The organism is Sorangium sp. So ce131 (assembly GCF_051519095.1).
In the GTDB taxonomy this organism is placed as follows: Bacteria; Myxococcota_A; Polyangia; order Polyangiales; family Polyangiaceae; genus Sorangium.
Genome location: NZ_CP150455.1, coordinates 146455 through 166870 on the forward strand (window position 1 = coordinate 146455; position 20416 = coordinate 166870).

The following is a 20416-nucleotide window of genomic DNA, read 5'->3' on the forward strand; positions in this document are numbered from 1 at the left end:
GGAGCGGCGGCGTGGAGTCGCCGTTGCGGCCTCACCGAGCAGCGGGTGGGTTCGAGCTCACGCGGAGACCCCACCACCGGAGGCGCCGGTCCGACCTGAACGACGTTTGGCCTTCTGCCCGCGAGCGCTCGTGACGCTCTCGATCAGCGCGCGAAGCTTCGGCTGCTCCTGCGTGCGCGCCGGAAAGTACAGGTAGATGCCGGGGCCCTTCGTGATGAACGCCTCGAGCACGCGCTCCAGCCGTCCCTCGGAGAGGTCGCGCTCGATGGCCTGGTCGGGGACGTACGCGAGGCCCGACCCCGCGCACGCGAGCGCGACCATGAGCGCGATGTCGTCGACGACGATGCCGCCGGGAACATCGACCGTGATCGTCTTGCCTCGACGCTCGAGCTCCCAGCGATAGACGGTGCCGCTCGCGATGAGGCGCTGGCGGATGGCGCGATGGTGGACGAGGTCCTCCGGCGCGCGCGGTCGCCCCGCCTTCTCGAGGTAGGCCGGCGAGCCGACGATCGACCACGACGAGTGGCTCGTGATCGGAACCCGCACCATGTCCTTCTCGACCGCGTCGCCGAGCCGGATGCCCGCGTCGAAGCCGGCTGCCACGAGGTCGACGAAGGCATCGTCGAGCGAAACCTCGATGGACAGCTCCGGGTACACCTCCCGCATCTGCGCCACGAGCGGGGCGAGGAGCCACGCGCCGCTCATGCGCGGCGCGGTGATGCGGAGGTTCCCCGAGGGACGCCCGCGGTAGTCCCCGAGCGCGGCGAGCGCGCCTTCGACGTCGGCGATCGCGGGCTGCAGGCGCTGAAAGAGGCTCGCGCCCGGCTCCGTGAGCGCGACGCGCCTCGTGGTCCGCTGAAACAGCACGACGCCGTACCGTCGCTCGAGGAGCTTGATCTTCTGGCTCACGGCGGTGGGGGTGACGCCGAGCGCGGCGGCGGCGGCGGTGAAGCTCTTGCAGCGGCCCACGGCGAGGAACGTCGTGAGCCCGTCGAGCGCGTCGATCATGCCCGCGATTATGAACCGCAGGTTCATAAAGCATCAAGCGTTCTGCGCATTTTCTTCATGACCGGGATGCTGCATCTTCCTTCGTGTGAGGGGGGCCTAGCCCCCGGACCACGAAGAGGAGATCCCCATGAAAACGAGCGAGAACAAGCGTGTGTGGTTCATCACGGGCGCGTCGCGCGGAATCGGCGCGGAGATCGCGAGCGCGGCGCTCGCCGCCGGCGATCGGGTGGTCGCCACCGCGCGCGATCCGAGGAGCATCACGGACCGCTTCGGGCAGCCTGAGGCGCTCCTCCCCCTCGCGCTGGACGTGACGGACGAGGCGTCCGTCGCCGCCGCGGTCGAGGCTGCCGTCGCGCGGTTCGGCCGGATCGATGTGCTGGTGAACAACGCCGGCTACGGCGTCGTCGGCGCGATCGAGGAGACCCAGGGCGACGAGGTGCGGCGCGTCTTCGAGACGAACGTGTTCGGCCTCCTCGCGGTAACGCGCGCCGTGCTTCCGCAGCTCCGGAATCAGCGCGCGGGTCTGATCTTGAACCTCTCGTCGGTGGGCGGCTACCAGTCGGGGCCCGGGTTCGGCATTTACTGCTCGACGAAGTTCGCCGTCGAGGCGATCTCGGAGGCGCTGCACGCGGAGCTCGCGCCGCTCGGCATCGCGGTGACGGTCCTCGAGCCGGGCTACTTCCGAACGGAGTTCCTTGAGGCGAAGTCCGTCGTGGCGACGGGGAAGGTCATCGCCGATTACGCGGAGACCGCGGGCAAGGTCCGGAGCTACGCGAAGGAGGTCAGCCTTCAGCAGCCTGGCGACCCGGCGCGGCTCGCCCGCGTGGTCGTCGAGCTCGCCCGCGCGAAGAACCCGCCGCTCCGTCTTCCGCTCGGCACCGACGCCATCGCCGCGATCGAGGCGAAGAACACGTTCGTGGCGCAGGAGCTCGCCGCGTGGCGCGCCGTCTCGGCGTCGACGGACTTTCCGAGGTGAAGCCCGCGCCGTGGGCGTCCACGGAAGCGGGGGAGGACCGGAGGCCTCCTCGGGACAGCAGGACAGGTGATCTGGCACCCTGCTCGGCGTTGTGAGGGCACGCCTCAGCGCAGCGTCTACGGAAATTCGCGCACCTTGACCGCGCGTGTCGTGCCCGGGTAGGCGTCGTTGTAGTGCTCCACCCCATACAGCAGGATCTCGCCGTCGGGATCCACATAGATCCCGGCCCCTGCATCGAAGGCACAGTAGCGCTTGTTGCCCGTGGCCGAGCTGCTGCAGGACATGTGTCGGCTGGCCACCTCGGTGAAGCTGGGCACGAAGCTCGCGCTGAGGTCCACACGCCACAGGTCGACCCAGTCCTCGTCAAACCATTTGTTCCTGTGCGTGCCAGCGACAAAGAGCTGCCCGTCGCACTGGGTCACGAGCTGCAGGCCCTGGTACTCCGCGCCGCCGAAGGGCGTCGAGGCGCTCGCCTGAGATACCCAGGTGGAGCTCGAGCTGCCGAAGTAGGGCATCGCCGCCTCCGAGGACACGAACACCTCGACGTCGTCCGAGTTATGGCCAAAGACGAGCGCGAGGTAGCGGCCAGAGGAGAGCAGCGTGAGGCTCACCGCTCCCGCGTTGACCGTCTGACCTCGCGTTCGCAAGACCAGCGGGCTCCACTGGGGGTTCAAGGGATCCGACAACCTGGCGATGCGAAAGCCCGCCGTCGCCCCGTCGTCGTTCTTCTCGAAAGGCACGATGGCGTACTCGCCGTTCACCTGGAGGCCGCCCGAGTGATCGTACGGCATCCCCGAGTCGTCGGGCTGGTAGCGCACGATCGCGTCGCTGCAGGACGGGAGCCGGGATGGATAAGCATTCCGACCCAGCAGCCACGGGTTGTTGCTCAGCGATCCGAGGCGCACGACCTCGAAGCCCGGGCGCGCGCCCCCCTGAACCGAGGTCGTCACCAGGAGATAGTTGTAGTCACGCGCGAGCCGCTGGATGCCCTGGTGATGAATGAGCCCGGTGCCCGTCGTGGGCGCAGACGTGCTGCAGGCGTCGCTGCCGCTGCGGTAGGCCATGACATAGCTCGGGTCGTAGAGCGCGTTGATGCTGCTGGCGGCGTCGTTCACGCAGCGGTTCGTATAGGGGTTCGCGTGGTCCGTGTGGGCCCAGCCCCAATGGGAGCTCAGCCCCTGGTAGGCCACGCCCACCTCGTCGAGCGCTGGCTCGGCTGTGACCTCATCATCGACTCCACCACAGGCGACGAGAGACAGCGCGCCGACTGCTGCCATAGCGAGCGGCCAGATCCGGGATTGGAGATTGCGACCATCGTTCTTCATGGAGTCCTCGGAAAGAGAGGTGCGCTGGGCTTGCGAGCGGAAGGTCGGGCCACGTGCAGCCGCTGAAGCGGCTCACCGACAAGCGCCGTCTCGAAGGCCAGAGGGATCCCACCGTGACCACGCAGGAGGTCTGGGGCATCCCTTCACTGCGGTCTTCGCCGCCTCGCCTCCGCTCCTTTCAGCGCATCAGGGGAATCCAGTGGGAACATAAATTTGTCCTTCCGCTGGAAACCCGCGGCGCCTAGGTCGGCCTGTCAGAAGTCTTGGCAGGGATGGCGGCGAGAGAAGAGAGATTTCAACGCAAGGGCGCAAAAATCCAGAGAAAATTCTGGTTTGCGCCTTTGCGTTGAAATCTCTCGGGATCCCTGGCCAGACTTATGAGGCAGGAACTAGCGCTCGACCGGGAGCAGGATCGCCGAGGGGTGCGCGGGGTCGTGGTAGACCGATTGCTCGGCGGCGACGAGGCGCGTGGCGGTGGCGAGCGGCTCGCCGCTCCCCGTGTTGCGCGAGAAGCGCGGGTGGGCGCCGCTCGACACCTGCACGCGGATGCGGTGGCCGGGCTGGAAGCGGTGGGCGGTCGGCCAGAGATCGATCTCGATCCGGCGCGTGCCGTCGGCTTCGGCGGGCGGATTGCCGGGCGAGAGGCGGAGGATGCCGTCGGTGAGGTTCGTCGACTTCCCTGAGGGCGCCACGTCGCAGAGGCGCGCGAAGAAATCGGTGTGCTCCAGGCTGGAGGCGACGTGGAGGACGACCTTCACCGGGCCGATCACCTCCACGGCGCGATCGAGCCGCGCGCTCGTGTAGACGAGCACGTCGCCGCGCGCCTCCAGCGCCCGGTTGTCCTTCGGGCCGGCGTTCTGGCTGAGGCTGACGCCGCCCACCGAGGGCGTGGGGTCGGCGGGGTCGTAGCGATACCGATCCGGCTCGGAGGCGATCGGCGCGCGCGTGGAGAGGCCGCCCGCCGACTGCAGATACCAGCGCTCCTCCGCGTAGCCCGGCGGCGGCCACTCGGCGAAATCCCGCCACGTGTTCGCGCCCATCACGAAGAGCCGCACCGGCAGATCGCGGAGCCCGCTGCGATCGCCGAAGAGGTGCGCGCGGAGCCAGGCGATCGACTCGCGCATGCCCACGGTCAGCCAGCGCTGATCGTTGTGCGTCCAGGGTCCGATCGTCAGGTGCGGCGATCGCCCCGCGCCGCGGAGTCGCTGGTAATCGGCGAGCGTCTGCGGCAGGAAGACGTCGTACCAGCCGCCGAGCATGTACACCGGCGCGGTCACCTCGCGGACGCGCTCGCTGAAATCCACGGGCTTCCACCAGGGATCGCCGGGCGGATCGTGCTCCAGCCACTCGCGGAGGAACTTCGCCGGCTTGCCGATCACCTTGGCGTCCGCCTCGCGGAGCGGCAGGTGCGCGGCGCCGGCGCGCACGAGCTTCTCGGCCTTCATCAGCGCGAGGGCCGCACGGAGTACCGACACCGAGGGATTGTGGACGAGGTGCGTCCACGTCAACGCCGTGTCCAGCCAGAAGGATCCGCCCATGTACATGGGGCTGCGGAACTCGGAGCTGGTCACGTGCGTCACCATCGCCTTCAGCTCCGGGCCCGCGTCGGCGGCGATCGCCCACTGCACGAACCCCATGTAGCTCGCCCCGAAGGTGGCCAGCTCGCCCGAGAACCACGGCTGCGCCTTGATCCACGCGAGCGTGGCGGCGCCGTCGGCCGGCTCGTTGCGGAACGGATCGAACTCCCCACCTGCGCCGTAGGTGCCCCGGCAGCTCTGCAGGAGCACCTGGAACCCTCGCTCCGCGAGCGGCCGCCCGAGCAAGAGGCCGAAGGCGCCGGCGCGGCCGTAGGGCGAGCGCACCAGGATCGTGGGTCGCTTCGGGCCGCTGCGCGGGCGGTAATGGTCGGCGAGCAGCGTGACGCCGTCGGGCATGGGCACCGGGAGATCGCGCTCGACCACGATGTCGCGCGTCTCCGCCGGCGGGAGATCGAGGAGCCGTTCGATGATGCGACTTGCGACGGTCATGCCCGGAATTCAAGCCACCTCCGGGCGGCGCGTCAACGCAGCGCGAGCGTGCACCGCCGCCGGCCCGGCCGTTACTGGCCCGTGCACTTCGCCCTGCACTCGAGATCGGCGCGATTGCAATCGGATGGACTCCTCCCGCCAGGCGCGCGGGGGCGCTCGATGTGTGCTCGATGCATAACTTACAAGGGCGCAAAAACACAGAGAAAATTCTGGTTTGCGCCTTTGCGCCTTTGCGCCTTTGCGTTGAAATCTCTCGGGATCCCTGGCCAGACGAGTGACGCTCGGAACCAGCACCGTCGAGCGGCGGGGAGCGCTCGGGCCACGCCGCGCGGCCGGCCACGCCCGCCGCCGCCTCACCCCCGGGCCGCGATGGATGCGAGGAGGCTCTCCAGGGAGCTCGGCTCGATCGGCTTGGTGAAGTGCATGTCGAAGCCGGCTTCCTCGGCCCGGCGGCGATCTTCCTCCCGGCCGTAGCCGGTCAGCGCGATGAGGAGCGAGGGGGAGGCGCCCGCGGTCCCCTTCAAGGCTCGCGCCACGCCGTAGCCATCCATCCCGCCGGGGAGGCCGATGTCGCACAGGATCACCTCCGGCGAGAACGAGCGGGCGACGTCGACGCCGGCGGGCCCGGACAGGGCCACCTCGACCCGATAGCCCTCCATGCTGAGCAGCGCCTGCAACATCGCAGCGGCGTCCTCGTTGTCCTCGATGACCAGGATGCGCAGCGATCGCGCAGCGACGTCCGACGTCGGCGCGGCGCGCGGGGAAGGCGGCGCGACGCTGCGCGCCAGCGGGAGGCGGACGACCACCGCCGTCCCGTGGCCGACGCCCGCGCTCTCGGCCGAGACCTCGCCGCCGTGCAGCTCGACGAGGCCCCGCACCAGCGCGAGGCCCAGCCCGAGCCCGCCCCGGCTGCGGTCGAGGCTGCGATCGGCCTGGGTGAACGGATCGAAGGCGCGGGCCAGCATCGCCGCATCCATGCCGATGCCCGTATCGCGGATGTGGATCTCGGCGGAGCCCTCCGGCGTCGCCGACAGGGAGACCGTCACCCGGCCGCCGGCGTCGGTGAACTTGCTCGCGTTGTGCAGCACGTTGCTGATGGCCTGCGACAGGCGGGTCGGGTCGCCGTGGATCCACCGCGGCTCGGCCGCGATCTCCAGCGCGAGCTCCAGGCCGTTCGCCTCCAGCGTGCTGCGGTAGTCCTCGGCGGTCTGCCGGAGCACCTGCGCCAGGTCGCAGCGCTCCTTGCGCAGCGTGATCCTGCCGCGGGCGACGCGCGAGACGTCGAGCAGGTCGTCCACCAGCCGCGCCATGTGCGCGACCTGCCGCTCGAGCACGCCGCACGCCTGCGCCGCCCACGGCTGCTGCAGCCCGGAGCGTCGGAGGATCTCGGCGGCGTTGCGGAGGGGCCCGAGCGGGTTGCGCAGCTCGTGGGCGAGCATCGCCAGGAACTCGTCCTTGCGCCGATCCGCCTCCTTCAGCGCGGCCTCGGCGCACTTCTGGTCGTGGATGTCCGTGGCGGTGCCGTACCACTGCACGATCTCGCCCGACGGCCCGCGGACCGGCAGCGCGCGGCCCAGGAACCATCGGTGCTCGCGGGTGGTGACGCTGAAGAAGCGGTACTCGATCTCCAGGGGCTCGCCGGTCACGACGGCGCGGCGCCACGCGTCCAGGCACCGCCCGCGATCGTCCTCGTGCAGGAAGGAGATCCAGCTCTCGGGGGTCGCCTCGCCCTCCCGCACCGCGGTGAACTCGTACCACTTGCGGTTGTAATAATCGGTGCTGCCGTCGGGGCGGGCCGTCCACATGATCTGCGGCATGGCGTCGGCGAGCGTCCGGAACTTCGCCTCGCTCTCCCGGAGCGCGTCGTCGACCCGCTTCCTCTCGGTGATGTCGTGGGCGATGCTGATGACGAGCCGCCTGCCCGCCGCGTCCTTCCCGAGCGGCGCCCCGCGGAACACCCACGTGCGCCGCTCGCCCGTCGCCGTGGCGATGGTGGCCTCGAGCTCGACGTCGGAAGGCGCCCCCTGCGCGTACAGGGCCCGTATCTTGGGGCGGACAGCGTCCTTCTGCGCCCCGTGCGCCCTGTCGAGCCACGCCTCGACGGTGGGGAGATCCTCGGAAGCGTAGCCGGCGACGTCGGTCCAGGCGCGGTTGACGCAGACGACCTGGCCGTCGTCGGCGTGAATCATGACGGGGAACGGCGTCGCCATCACGGCGCGCCGGAACCGCTCCTCGCTCTCCCGCAACAGGAGCTCCGCCTGCTTGCGCTCGGTGATGTCGATGACCGAGCCGACGTAGCCGAGGAACTCTCCGTTCGGTCCGAGCCGCGGGGAGCCCGACGCGATGCACCAGCGGTACGCGCCGTCGTGCCGGCGCAGGCGGTAATCCAGCCGGAAGGACTCGCGCCGCGCCTCGGCCCGCTGGAACGTCTGCAGGGTCGCCAGCCGATCCTCGGGGTGCAGCGCGTCGAGCCAGCCGAGGCCGACGGCGCTCGCCTCGGCCTGGCCCGAGAACTCGGACCACATCCGGTTCCCGTACGTGGCGCGCCCGTCGGCGCCCGTGATCCAGATCATCACGGGCGCGTGATCGGCCATGTTGCGGAAGCGCGCCTCGCTCTCCCGGAGGGACAGCTCGGCGAGCTTGCGGGCGGTGATGTCCCCGACCACGCCCACCATCCGGAGCGGCCGCCCGTCGCGATCCCGCTGCACCAGCGCGCGGCTGTGGACCCAGCGCACCTGCCCGTCGGGGTGGACGACGCGGAACTCCATGCAGTAGTCCGTCTCGCTGCGCAGCGCGCTGTCGGCGTGCGCCCAGACCGCCTCCCTGTCGTCGGGGTGCACGAGGCGCGCCAAATCGTCCAAGGTGCCGCCGAACTGCGCCGCGCTGAGGCCCGCGCACTCGAGCGCCTCGCTCGACCAGAAGAGGCCACCGCTCGGCAGGTCCAACTCCCAGACGCCGAGCTGGCCGCCCGTGAGGGCCAGCCGCAGCCGCGCCTCGCTCTCGCGCAGGCTCTCCTCGGCGCATCGCCTCCGCTCATCGATGTCGGTGGCCGTGCCGAGCCAGCGGCCCCCGCTGCGCCCGGCGTCCTTGACGGGCTCGGCGCGGCCGAGGAACCAGCGGTAGACGCCGTCATGCCGCCGCAGGCGGACCTCCAGCTCGAGCGCCGCGCCCCGCTCGACGGCCGCCCGCCACGCCGCCGACCAGCGCCGCGCGTCCTCCGGATGGAGGACGGCGGCCAGCCCGAGGCGCTTCGCCTGCTCCGCAGAGAGCCCGGTGAACTCGCGGAGCCGGCGGTTGACATACACGAACGAGCCGTCGCGGCAGGCGGCCCACACCAGCTGCGGAATGCTCTCGGCGAGCAACCGGAACTGTGGATCGATCCCGCGCCGCGCCGCGCCGCGATCGTACTTCGGAGAGGTCACGTCCATTCGATGTGATCGATTCCGCCCGGCGTGACCGGCGGAGCGTTTTGGACGCTTTGTCCATGTCGATGGGTTGTGCAAGGGTGGGACATGAATTGCCGCCATGGAGTCTTCGGCGGGACAGGCGACCTGAAACACCCTGGCGAAAAGTCGCCAGCATGGTGACCAGCTCCGCGTTGCCCAGGTTCGTCGATGTCCTCGCTTGGTGGAGATGCCGGGTGCTCCCCCCCCGCGGCCATGACCCGATGTCCTCTCTTGGTAAAGACACAAAACCGGGATGCCCCCGGCGAGGGTGCTCATCGCGCGGGCGTGGGGTGGGGGTGGGCCGATGTCCGTCGAGCCACGCCGCCTGCTCGGCCGCCCGCTCGCCGGCGGCCGCGTCGAGCTCGGCCGTGCCCTCGTCCCGCATCAGGATGGAGAAGATCGGGACGGACCTGAGCCGGTCGAGGGGAGACTGGGTCGCACGGAGCGCGGCGAGGCAGGAGCCCTGCCTCGCCGATCCTCCGCGGGAGGAACGCCGGCCCCGCCCGTCTTACGGTGCGACCACCGACACGTAGTCGGACCGGGGCGATGTGCCCAGATCGTTGGTGCACGAGACCTTGTAGTAATACGTGAGACCCGAGGTGATGCTCGTGTCATCGTATCTCCACTGGTCATCCGGAATCGTCGCGATCTGCGCATACGTGCCGGCGGGGGACGTCGCCCGGAAGATGTTCGTGTCGATCGAGCCCGGCGTGCAGCTCACCCCGATCGAGATCGTGCCAGGCAGGACGTCCCAGCTGATGTAGTAGGGATCAGCGGGCTGATCCGGAATGCCCGTCAGGTACTCGATCTTGTCGATCTTGAAGCCGTAGGTCGAGGCCGATACGTCTTCGTTCACATAGAAGTAGAACTCGCCGGGCTTCCAGTCCGTCCAGAAGCCGGTGGGATAACTTCCGCTCAAGTACGTGTCGCCACCGTCGTTGACAGCGTACTGGAGCTCGACCCCTGAGGCGAGCTCCAGCGCGCTGAAATGGACGCGCAGCAGCTTCGCGTTGCGCTTGGTGACGTACCCGGAGAACTCCTCCTCGCTGTAGTACGGGTGGCTGCTCTCGAGCACGTATGCCTCTTGCGTCGGATCTTGAACGGCCTTCTTGAGGACGCGGTAGCTCCACTCGGTGTTCGAGCCGCTCACCGTGGCTCGAACGCGATAGACGTGCGTCGAGCCGGTCGCCAGGCTGCTGTGCACGTAGCTCAGGACGTTGCCGACGTTGGTCACGGAGCCGTTCACCTCGACGTCGTACTTGGTGGCGCCGGGCACCGCAGGCCATTGCAGCGTCACCGTGCCCGGGACCGAGCTGGCGGTCGGCTTCACGGGACCGACGTCCTTCAGGGCCGCGTAGGCGTCGAGCATGGCGCCCGTCTGCACGAAGCCGGAGAGACCCGTCAGCTTCATGCCCGTGCGCAGGATGCGATCGCGAACCTGGGCGATCGTGAGGCTCGGGTACTTGCTGCGGAGCAGGGCCGCCACCCCGGCCACCTGGGGCGCCGCCATCGACGTGCCGTCAGAGTAACCGTACTGGTTGCCCGGGAGGGTGCTGTAGATCCCCTTGCCGGGCGCGCCGATGTGCACGTACGCCTCGCCGTAGTTGCTCATCGCGGCGAGCTCGCCGGTCGGGTCGACGTTGGCCACGGAGATCACGTTCGGGAGGTCGTACGCCGAGGGGTAGTTGTACCTCGCCGTCGCGTCGTTGCCTGCCGAGAAGACGAACAGGATGCCGGAGTTGGCGATGGCCGTCTTCACATCCTCGTTGTAGTCGTCTTCCCCGCCCTGGCTCACGTTGATGATCCTCACGCCGGCGCTCACGGCGTAGTTGATGGCGTCGATCATCGACGTATCATCGGCGCTGGCCCTCATCGGCAGGATCTTCACCTTCGGCGCCACACCCGTGATGCCCTGCGAATTCGAGATCCGGGCAGCGATGATGCCGGCGATGTGCGTGCCGTGAGCGGCCGGCATATTCATGCCGTCGCCGTCGATGAAATCGCACCCGGTCGGATCCGCGCAGGGTTGAATGTTGTTGATGAAGTCCGGGTGCGTCAGGTCCGTATCCCCCGGATCGATGATGCCGACGATGACCGAGGTGGACCCCTGCGAGATGTCCCACGCCGCACGAGCGTTGATATCGACGCGCGGGGTGGCGACCACGTTGATCGTGCCGCCGCCGATATCTTCGGTTGGGACCGTCTGGCCCTGGTTGTAGAGCGACCATTGCTTGGAAAAATGCGGATCCGTCGGCGTGAGCGCGCTGCTCGCAGCCGCGATCTCAACCTCCGGGGACAAGCCTGGATCGTCGTCCGCCCCCATGTCGCCGCCGCAACCGGCGACCATGCCGAGCGTTGATGACGCGGCAAAGGAAATGATGGCTGAACCAATACGACTAGTTCGCATGGATATCCTCTTCCCACTGACCGCCGTTCGTGGGCACCGCCCGTCATGGGGTGAGCGGGCTCGGCGAGCCCAACCGGCGTCAGCTTCCGACCACATGTAGCACAGCCGAGATGGACGGAAATGGTTCCATGTCGAAATCTTCAATCATCGATATGAGCTCGCCACGTCATCGTTGCCTTCGTCGCGGCGAACTCCTGTGTTCAGCAATGATCGACACGCCCGGCGAGATGCGCGCCCTGTATCGACGGCAAATCATGGGCGAAAGCGCGCTGGACCATCGATGGCGCGTTATGGCGTGGTGCATTCACATTGCTTGCGAGGCGCCGCGGCGTGTTCTTCGTCCTGGTAGCCGGCGTCGCTGTCCGGCATAGCAATCTCCGTTCCTCGAACGAACGGCGTGAAGACGTCGAGGACGGGCTCGGCACAAGGAGGCGGCGAGCCGCCGGTGCCAACCGCCGCTGTCAACCGGTGCAACCCAGGGTTGACAACGCCCTGGGGTGCGCATTCGTGACGGGGCGAGAGCGCCCGGCCGCGCTGCATGAGCGCGGCGCCGCCGGGCTCCGGGTAGCAGCGCAGGACGTCAGTCCCAGCGGTACGCCACGCCGAGCGGCAGAGACGCCCCCACGCCCCTCCAGCCGACGAGGAGCAGCGGCGTGGTCTGCAAGAAGAGCGCGCCCGTCGGGCCGTCCATGAGCTTCATGCCGAGCACGGCGCTCAGCCCGACGGAGAACTCCAGCGGCACGCTGGTCCCGAGCTCGATGGAATCGCTATAACTGCTGGGATCGTCGCCGGTCACCCATGCATCCCCGGTCTGCGTCGCCGTGCCGAAGAGCAGTGTCGCTCCCACCCCGAAGCGCTCCCCGGCGCGGTACGACGCCGAGGGGCCGAGCGCGATGAGCGCGCCGTGGGAGTGGAGGCCGGCGAGCAAGCGAACGCCGAGGTCGAGGCGCTCGAGCGCCGTATACCCGACGAACCCCGTCGCCCCTGCGACGAGGTTGCCGGTCGCGAGATCGTAGTCGCAGATGGCGATGCCGTTGCTGCAGCCCTCCTGCTTGTTCGCCTCCAGCCAGAGATAGCCGGTGAGCACGCCTGCCTCGTAGACGATGCCGCCCGTCGCGCGCGGCTCGGCGGAGCGCGCGCTCGCCTCCTCGTGCCGCGCTGCGGGCCGCTGCGCCGGCTCCGGGGCGGTCGCCGGGGCCGGGCCCGCCGGCGCGGGCGCCTCCGCCGGCGCGGCCGCCGGGACGGCGACGTCCACGCGCTCCGACTCCCTCAGCGCCACGGTCGTCTGCCAGAAGACCTCGCCGCGATGGGCCGCGGCCACGACGTGCTCGCCCGGGTCCACCGGCAGCTCCTTGTCCCAGGCGACCGGATCGAGCGCCGCCCCGTCGATCAGGATCGTCAGCTGGTCCGCGCCGGCGTCGCCCGCGGCTGCGCGCACCCGGAGCCAGGGCACGCGCGGCTCGAGCGCCTCGAGCCGCCTCCTGGCGAACGCCTCCCGCGCCGCGTCTCCCTCCGTTCGGGCCGTGGTCAACGACTCCTGGAAGCCGACCCAGGCCGTGGCGACGTTGCCGAGCCGCTCGTGGCAGAAGGCGAGGTTGAGCTTCGTCCCCAGGCTCGGCTCCAGCAGCAGGCTCTCCTCGAGCTTGGGGCAGGCCTCGGCGAAGCGCTGCTCGACCAGGAGCGCGCGGCCCTCCCGGAACAGCCGCTCGGCGGCGCTCTCCTCGGCGGCGACCTGCCGGACCGAGAGCAGCGCCGACGCGCCGAGGAGCACGCCTGAGAGCGGACCGAAGAGCGGACCGCAGAGCGGACGGCGAGACGGACGGAGCGGGTTCACGTTGTCCTCGGGAGGCTAGAGGTTGGGGGTCGCGCCCCTGAATGTCATCTTTTCCTCATCACACGCGGCGAGCAGCGGGGCGAGGGCGGGAGAGGTGTTTTTTCATGTTCTGCTCTTCTCTTCCACGGAACGTTTCTTCCACGGAACGTTGGATGGAGCGCCGAGCGCAGCCGAGGCCGCGGCCCGCAGCGCGGGGCGCAGGGCAGCGCTGCAGCTCGGGCCGCCGGCGGGCCGTGATGTGTCCTCTGCCGGCGCGCCCGCCGGAGCTCCCGCCCGGGGTCGGCCTGTGGTAGCTTTGCCTCGTCGATGAGCCTATTCCGCGCGCCCCCCGCGTTCCTTTAGACATGGCCGACGATTTCTCGCGCGGGGCCCCGCGAGGCAGGTTTCCGACGACCCAGAGGTCGGCCGTCGTCGCGGTGGGCAGCGACGACCCGGCGGAGCGGGCGCGCTCGTTCGAGATCCTCGTGCGCGCCTACTGGAAGCCGGTCTACAAGCACCTCCGCGTCCGCTGGCGCCTCCCCGACGAGCGCGCCGCCGATCTGACGCAGGGCTTCTTCGCCCGGGCGTTCGAGCAGCGCACGTTCTCCGCCTACGACCCGTCGCGGGCCCTGTTCCGCACCTATCTGAAGATGTGCCTCGACCGCTACGTCATGAAGGAGGCCGAGAGCAGCGGGCGAGAGAAGCGCGGCGGACATGCCGTGACGCTCAGCCTTGACTTCACCTCTGCCGAGCGGGAGATTGGCGCGCTCGCCGTGCCCGCGCCCGACTCGCTCGACACGTACTTCGATCGGGAGTGGACTCGGCACCTCGTCGGGATGGCCGTCGACGCCCTGCGCGAGCGCTGCGAGCGGGGCGGCAAGCAGCTCACCTTCCGCGTCTTCGAGCGCTACGTGCTCGACGACGGCCCGGAAGCCCGCCCCACCTACGCCGAGCTCGCCGCGGAGCTCGGGATCAAGGTCACCGACGTGACCAACTACCTCGCCTCCGCGCGGCGCGAGTTCCGCGGCCTGCTCCTCGAGAAGCTCCGGGAGATCACCGGCTCCGAGGCCGAGTTCGAGGCCGAGTCGCGCGCCTTGCTCGGGGGCGCCCGATGACGTTCCTCGACGACGCGGGGGTCGGGCGCCTCGTCTCGCTCGCGGCGGAGCCCGAGGTCGTCGCGGGCAGGTTCGAGATCGACACGCTGATCGGCGAGGGCGGCATGGGCGTCGTCTTCGAGGCGTGGGACCGCGAGGCGCGCCGGGGCGTCGCGCTCAAGCTCCTGCGCGACGTCGACGAGGCGGCGAGCGCGCGCTTCGACCGGGAGGCCGAGGCGCTCGCGGCCCTCTCCCACCCGGGGATCGTCCGCTACGTCGCCCACGGCAGCACCGCGCTGGGCGAGCGGTACCTCGCGATGGAGCGGCTCGTGGGCGTGACGCTCGCGGCGCGGCTCGCCGAGGGCCCGCTCGGCGTGCGCGACGCGGCGCGCGTCGGGCACGGCGTCGCCGCGGCCCTCGCCGCCGCGCACGAGCGGGGCCTCGTGCACCGGGACATCAAGCCGAGCAACATCTTCCTGGAGGGCGGCGCCGCCGAGCGCGTCAAGCTGCTCGATTTCGGGCTCGCGCGCGGCAAGGACGCGCCCGCCGTGACGCAGGCCGGATCGCTCGTCGGCACGCCGAGCTACATGGCCCCCGAGCAGGTGCGCGGCGCGGCGCCCCCCGACGGGCGCGCCGACCTGTTCGCGCTCGGCGCGGTGCTCTTCGAGTGCCTGACCGGCCGGGCCGCGTTCCTGGGCGCGGACACCGAGGCGGTGCTGGTCAAGGTCCTCGTCGAGCGGCCGCCCGCGGTCCGGGAGCTCTGCCCGCTCGCCCCGCCGGCGCTCGAGGCGCTCGTCGCGCGCCTGCTCTCCAAGGACCCCGGGGCCCGCCCGGCGAGCGCCGCCGAGGTCGCGCGCGAGCTCGCCGCCCTGCTCGCCGACAGGGACCTCGGCGCCGCCCCGGCCTCGGCCGCCGGCGATCCCGCGCCGGCCGCGGGGACCCTGATCGCCGGCAAGTACCGGGTGGTCCGCGCGCTCGGCCGCGGCGGGATGGGCGTCGTGGTGCTCGCGCGGCACGAGGCGCTCGAGCGGAGCGTGGCCATTAAGCTCCTGCGCGGGAGGAAGGGCGGCGGGGACGTGGAGCGCTTCCTGCGCGAGGCGCGGGCGGCGTCGCGCCTCGAGAGCGAGCACGTCGCGCGGGTGATGGACGTCGGCACGCTCGACGACGGCGCGCCGTTCATCGTGATGGAGTTCCTGAGCGGCAAGGACCTCGGGCAGGTCCTGCACGACAGGAAGCGGCTGCCGGTCGGGGTGGCCGTGGACTACGTGCTCCAGGCGGGCGAGGCGATCGCCGAGGCGCACGCGCTCGGCATCGTCCACCGGGATCTGAAGCCCTCGAACCTGTTCCTCACCACCCGGCGGGACGGCTCGCCGCTCGTGAAGGTGCTCGATTTCGGCATCTCGAAGATCTCGCGCGCGAGCGACGCCGCGGGAGCGGAGCCTCCCCCGGCCCACGCCAGCATCACCGCGCCCGACGCGGTCATGGGCTCTCCGCTGTACATGTCGCCGGAGCAGCTCGAGAGCACGAAGCGCGTCGACGCCCGCGCGGACATCTGGTCGCTCGGCGTCGTCCTGCACGAGCTCCTCACCGGCCGTCCGCCGTTCGAGGCGGACAGCATCATGGCCATGGGCGCGAAGATCGCCGCCGGCGCTCCCGCGCGGCTCCGCGACGGCTGCCCCGAGGCGCCGGAGGGCCTCGCCGCGGTCGTGCTCCGCTGCCTGGAGAAGGACGCGGCGCGGCGGTTCCGCAGCGTCGCCGAGCTCGCGCAGGCGCTCGGGCCGTACGCGCCGGAGGGGTCCCGGCCCTCGATCGATCGCATCCGCCGCATCGCCGGGTCCGGCGCCGCGGCCGCGGCCGCGGACGAACCGGCCGCTCGCCCGGAGGCCGTCGCCCCGGACCGGGCGACCACCACGCCGACCTGGGACGCGCCGGTCGCTCCCGGGAGGCGGCGCGGCGTGCTCGTCCTGGGCGTGGCCGCGGCGGCGCTCGCGCTGGGCGCCGCGCTGCTGGCCGCGCGGCGCGCTGCGGTGGTCGCGGACGGCACGCCGGCGGCGTCCGCGTCCGTCGCGGCGACGGCGCCGTCGATCGAGGTGACGCCGGGCCAGGCCCTGCCGAGCGGCAGCGCGGCCGTGCCGCTGCCCCTGCCGTCGTCGACGGCGACCAGCGCGGCGCCCGCTCCGGAGGCCGAGGCCTCGGCGGGCGCGCCGCCGTCGCAGGACGCCGCGTCCTCGAGCGGCGCGCCGCCTTCGCAGGGCGCGGGGGCCACGCCCGGGGCGCGATCGCCGGCCTTGGTTGCGCGTCCGCCGTCCAGCGCGCGCGCCCAGCAACCCGCGCCGCCGGGCAAGGGCAGACCTCCAGCAGCGCCCGCGGTCGCGCCGTCGCGCCCTGCCGCCGCGCCGCCTCCCGGCGGCGCCGTGGACCCGATGGATCCGGCGCTGATCAGCCGATAGCTCACCTCGGAGCTCGACGCGCTCCCTCTGGCTGCGCGCTCCAGCTCGTCGACCGTGGACGGTGACGAGGGTTATGACGAGGAGGACGAAGAAGAGGGCACTTGATCGCCGCCCGTCTCTTCACCGTCCCAGTAATCCCTGACCTGCGACTTGTCATAGACCTCGTGGACCGAGCGTACGAGGATCTTGTTCGAGTCGGTGTAGACGCAGATCTCGTCGGGTTTCCGCTCGCCGATCACGAGGAAGCGGCACGGCGCGTCGCTGGTGTTGACGAGGCAGTGGCCGGCCTTCTGGCGCGCTGGAAAGCAGACGTAGTCCCCGGCCGACATTTCGATCGTCTCTTCCCCGAGCCGCAGCGTGGCGCGCCCCTCCAGGATGAGGATGTGCTCTTCCTCGAGCATGTGATAGTGCGCGGGCGAGGACTGCTTCCCCGGCAGGAGCTCCTCGATCTGCACGCCGACGTGATAGCCGTCGCCCGTGGCCGCCTTGGTCAAATGACGGTAGCGGCTGCCGAAGCGCGATCCTTCAGACCACTCTTCCCAGGGGACGCTCTCGGCGGCGATCGGCTTGCGGATGACCGGGGGATCGGCCTTTTGCTCGTTGCTCGACAAGGCGGGGCTCCTTTCGATGGGGGCGCCCACGGCGCGGGGCTCCGTGGGTCGATTGTAGCTCCGCGTGAGCCCGCGCCAACGCTGGTTCTCGGGAGCGCCGGGCACGCGACCGGCCTGCGGGCGGCCAGGAGTCCCTCCTTCTTGCCAACCCTCGGGGGCGTCGCGCACGCGAACGCTGCGCTTTTAAGGCGGCTCCTACGGCAGCAGCCGCCGGTCGGTCTGGGAAACAGGCCGCGCTGGCGAAGCTACAGGCAAGCGTTGAGCAGCACGCTCACGTTGCCGCTGAGCTGGTTTGCGACGGCGAGGTCGGGATTGCCGTCGCCGTTCAGGTCCGCCGCCGCGATCGAGATGGGGTTCCAGTCCGCCGCGTAGTGGACGGCGGCGGCGAAGGTGCCGTTGCCCTGGTTGAGCAGCACGCCCGCGCCCTGGCCGTCTGCGAGGGCGAGGTCGGGACTGCCGTCGCCATCGAGATCCGCCGCCGCGACCGCGGAGATGTACGCGCCCACGTCATGGTGGACGGCGGCGGCGAAGGTGCCGTCGCCCTGGTTGAGCAGCACGCTCACATCGTTGCTCCAGGAGTTCGCGACGGCGAGATCGAGATCGCCGTCGCCGTCCAGGTCCGCCGCCGCGACCGACCGGGCCCAGCGCCCGGCAGCGTGGTGGACGGCGGCGGCGAAGGTGCCGTTGCCCTGGTTGAGCAGCACGCTCACGTCGTCGCTCGCGGCGTTCGTGACGGCGAGATCGAGCAGGCCGTCGCCGTCGAGGTCCGCCGCCGCGACCGACGACGGGGATGAGCCTGCGGCGTAATGGACCGCGGCGGCGAAGGTGCCGTTGCCCTGGTTGAGCAGCACGCTCACGTCGCCGCCGTCGCTGTTCGCGACGGCGAGATCGGGATCGCCGTCGCCGTCCAGGTCCGCCGCCGCGACCGAGACGGGGGACGAGCCCGCGGCGTAATGGATTGCGGCGGCGAGGGTGCCGTCGCCCTGGCTGAGCAGCACGGCCACCTCGGTGTAGCTCCCGACGGCGAGGTCGGGATGGCCGTCACCGTTGAGATCCGCCGCCGCGACCGAGAGGGGGTACACGCCGACAGCATGGCTGACCGGCGCTCCGAAGGTGCCGTCACCGCGGTTGTGCAGCACCTTGACGTCAGAGCTGTCGCCGTTCGCGACGGCGAGGTCGAGGTGACCGTCGCCGCTCAGGTCCGCCGCCACGACCGACTCGGGGCCGAAGACCCAACCCTGGCCAGCGGCGTAGCTCGCCGAGGAGGCGAAGGTGCCGCTCCCCTGGTTGAGCAGCACGCGCACGTCGCCGCCCCAGAAGGTGCCGGGTTCCGCGGTGTTGGTGACGGCGAGGTCGAGGCGGCCATCGCCGTTCAGGTCCGCCGCCTCCACCGAGCGCAGGCTCATGACCATGCCGTGGTTGACCGGTGCGGCGAAGGTCCCGTCTCCCTGGTTGAGCAGCACGCCCACCTCGGTGTAGCTCCCGACGGCGAGGTCGGGATGGCCGTCGCCGTTGAGATCCGCCGCGGCGACCGAGGAGGCGTACAGACCCACAGCATAGGTCACCGGTGCGGCGAAGGTGCCGTCGCCCCGGTTGAGCAGCACGCTGAGGCGGCGTATGTAGTCCACCACGGCGAGGTCGGTGTGGCCGTCGCCGTTGAGGTCCGCCGCAGTGACCTTCAACGGCATGTCGTGCAAGGCGTAGCTCACCGGGGCGGAGAACGTGTTATTGCCCTGGTTGAGCAGCACGCTCACGTTGCCGCGCATGTCGGTGTCGCCGTTATCGGAGTTCACGGCGGCGAGGTCCAGCCTCCCGTCGCCGTTGAGGTCCGCCGCCGCCACCGCACCGGTGCTCCCGCCCGAGGCGTGCTCGACCGGAGCGGCGAAGGTGCCGTCGCCCTGGTTGAGCAGCAAGCTCACGCCCCCGGCCCAGCCGTTCGCGGCGGTGAGGTCGATGTGGCCGTCGCCGTTCAGGTCCGCCGCGGCGACGAAGGCGGGGCGCGCGCCTGCGGGATAACTGACCGCGGTGGCGAAGGTGCCGTCGCCCTCGTTGAGCAGCACACTCACGTCGGCGCTCTCGCTGTTCGCGACGGCGAGATCGGGGTGGCCGTCGCCGTTCAGGTCCGCCGCTTCGATCGAGAGGGCCACCGAGCCCACAGCGTAGCTGACCGGATCGGCGAAGGTGCCGTTGCCCTGGTTGAGCAGCACGCTGACGTGCCCGGCCCCGTCGAACTCGCTGGTCCCGGAGTTCACGACGGCGAGGTCGATGTCGCCGTCGCCGTCCACATCCGCGGCCGCCACGTCGACCGGGTTGTAGCCTGCTGGTTCGGCCAGCGGGCGAAAGAGCCCGGGCCCGGCGCACACGCCGTCCTGCGTCCCCGGGTCGCGGACGACGTAGCAGAGGTCGAGCTTCGGCCGGTCCTCGACGCGCGGCTTCTCGCTGCTCCGGTAATCGGTCCTCCGGGCGGGCTCTTCCTCGATGAGGACGCCGTGATTCTCGGCCTCGCCGCTCACCCATGCCTGCGCGAGCCCGGTGATGTCGGAGGACCGCGAGCCTGCGCCCCCGCCGGAGGTGAACGACCCGGCGACCGCCGGATCGAACGCGTCTCCGAAGCTCGCCCACGTCACCGTCGACTCCTCCCAGGCGCGCGTGACGCGGTGGACGCGGACCGTGCTGTCGACCGTCTTGTAGACCTGCGAGAGCGACAGGCTCGCCGACACGACCTCGGCGCCCGCGGGCAGACCGGAGAGGTCGAACCGGAGCAGGCTGCGCTGGAGGCCGCTGCTCTCGCTCGCCCCCGTGCTGATCGTCACGTTCGTGCCGTCGTTCCAGGTCGGCGCTCTCTGCCAGAGCACGGCGTCCGCGACGCTCGACGAGCCCGCGCCGCGCTGGATCGCGATGCACACCTGTCCTTCGGCCGAAAGCGCCTGCGCAGCGCGGCCGGCGCCCGCGGCGTCGTCGACGCCTGCGAAGCCGTCCGCGTCCTCGACGCCGCGATCGACCCCGCAGCCGGCGACGAGGGCGCTCGCCGCTGCGGCGCACAGGGCCTTCAAAGCCTTCATCCTGCTTCTCATGCAGAGGTTCTCCATGACCATGGTTGTCGTGGGCCGTGCCGAGCCTCGCCGGGCGCGACCCCGTGGTGCACCGCCGCGACAACGCAAACCTCGCGCCCGAGTCGACCCCTGCCGCCGACGCGCCCGTCTCACGAGCCGCCGGTTCTCTTCCGCTCTACGAAATCCAGGTCGGTCGTGATTTTTCC

General features: G+C 70.7%; 11 protein-coding genes. 3 read left to right on the top strand and 8 right to left on the bottom strand.

The annotated features are described in order from the left end of the window. Positions 1 to 57: 57 nt before the first annotated feature. Entirely contained in the window at positions 58 to 1008 is a 951-nt protein-coding gene (locus tag WMF43_RS00555) for a LysR family transcriptional regulator (RefSeq protein ID WP_437684251.1), read from the bottom strand. A gap of 127 nt (positions 1009 to 1135) precedes the next feature. Here WMF43_RS00555 and WMF43_RS00560 point away from each other — a divergent pair, with 127 nt between their 5' ends. After that, positions 1136 to 1984 carry an oxidoreductase gene (locus tag WMF43_RS00560; protein ID WP_437676606.1) on the top strand — a complete coding sequence of 283 codons (849 nt, stop codon included), beginning with the start codon at positions 1136 to 1138 and terminating at the stop codon, positions 1982 to 1984. A gap of 116 nt (positions 1985 to 2100) precedes the next feature. Here WMF43_RS00560 and WMF43_RS00565 read toward each other — a convergent pair whose 3' ends face one another. The 5 genes from WMF43_RS00565 to WMF43_RS00585 form a co-directional block, all read right to left on the bottom strand. After that, the gene (locus tag WMF43_RS00565) at positions 2101 to 3261 is read right to left on the bottom strand and encodes a hypothetical protein (RefSeq protein WP_437676608.1); all 1161 of its coding nucleotides are present in this window, start codon (positions 3259 to 3261) and stop codon (positions 2101 to 2103) included. 437 nt (positions 3262 to 3698) lie between these two features. Continuing rightward, on the bottom strand, positions 3699 to 5336 hold the full coding sequence (locus WMF43_RS00570) for a CocE/NonD family hydrolase (RefSeq protein WP_437676610.1): 1638 nt from the start codon (positions 5334 to 5336) through the stop codon (positions 3699 to 3701). Between the two features lie 353 nt (positions 5337 to 5689). Continuing rightward, positions 5690 to 8764, bottom strand: coding sequence for a PAS domain-containing hybrid sensor histidine kinase/response regulator (locus WMF43_RS00575; protein WP_437676612.1), 3075 nt, complete (start codon positions 8762 to 8764; stop codon positions 5690 to 5692). 526 nt (positions 8765 to 9290) lie between these two features. Then, a complete protein-coding gene (locus WMF43_RS00580; protein ID WP_437676614.1) occupies positions 9291 to 11081 on the bottom strand; it encodes a S8 family serine peptidase in 1791 nt (596 codons plus the stop codon). Between the two features lie 688 nt (positions 11082 to 11769). Continuing rightward, positions 11770 to 13023, bottom strand: coding sequence for a hypothetical protein (locus tag WMF43_RS00585; protein ID WP_437676616.1), 1254 nt, complete (start codon positions 13021 to 13023; stop codon positions 11770 to 11772). Positions 13024 to 13367: 344 nt separating this feature from the next. Between WMF43_RS00585 and WMF43_RS00590 the strand changes: the two genes are divergently transcribed. Together WMF43_RS00590 and WMF43_RS00595 are read left to right on the top strand one after the other, a co-directional pair. After that, on the top strand, positions 13368 to 14117 hold the full coding sequence (locus WMF43_RS00590) for an RNA polymerase sigma factor (protein ID WP_437676617.1): 750 nt from the start codon (positions 13368 to 13370) through the stop codon (positions 14115 to 14117). Next, on the top strand, positions 14114 to 16546 hold the full coding sequence (locus WMF43_RS00595; protein WP_437676619.1) for a serine/threonine-protein kinase: 2433 nt from the start codon (positions 14114 to 14116) through the stop codon (positions 16544 to 16546). Before WMF43_RS00590 ends, WMF43_RS00595 begins: the two co-directional genes overlap by 4 nt. Positions 16547 to 16617: 71 nt before the next feature. Here WMF43_RS00595 and WMF43_RS00600 read toward each other — a convergent pair whose 3' ends face one another. Together WMF43_RS00600 and WMF43_RS00605 are read right to left on the bottom strand one after the other, a co-directional pair. Continuing rightward, positions 16618 to 17157 carry a cupin domain-containing protein gene (locus tag WMF43_RS00600; protein ID WP_437676621.1) on the bottom strand — a complete coding sequence of 180 codons (540 nt, stop codon included), beginning with the start codon at positions 17155 to 17157 and terminating at the stop codon, positions 16618 to 16620. Between the two features lie 245 nt (positions 17158 to 17402). After that, positions 17403 to 20219: an FG-GAP-like repeat-containing protein gene (locus tag WMF43_RS00605; protein WP_437676623.1), complete on the bottom strand. Its 2817-nt coding sequence runs from the start codon at positions 20217 to 20219 to the stop codon at positions 17403 to 17405. Between the last annotated feature and the right edge of the window lie 197 nt (positions 20220 to 20416).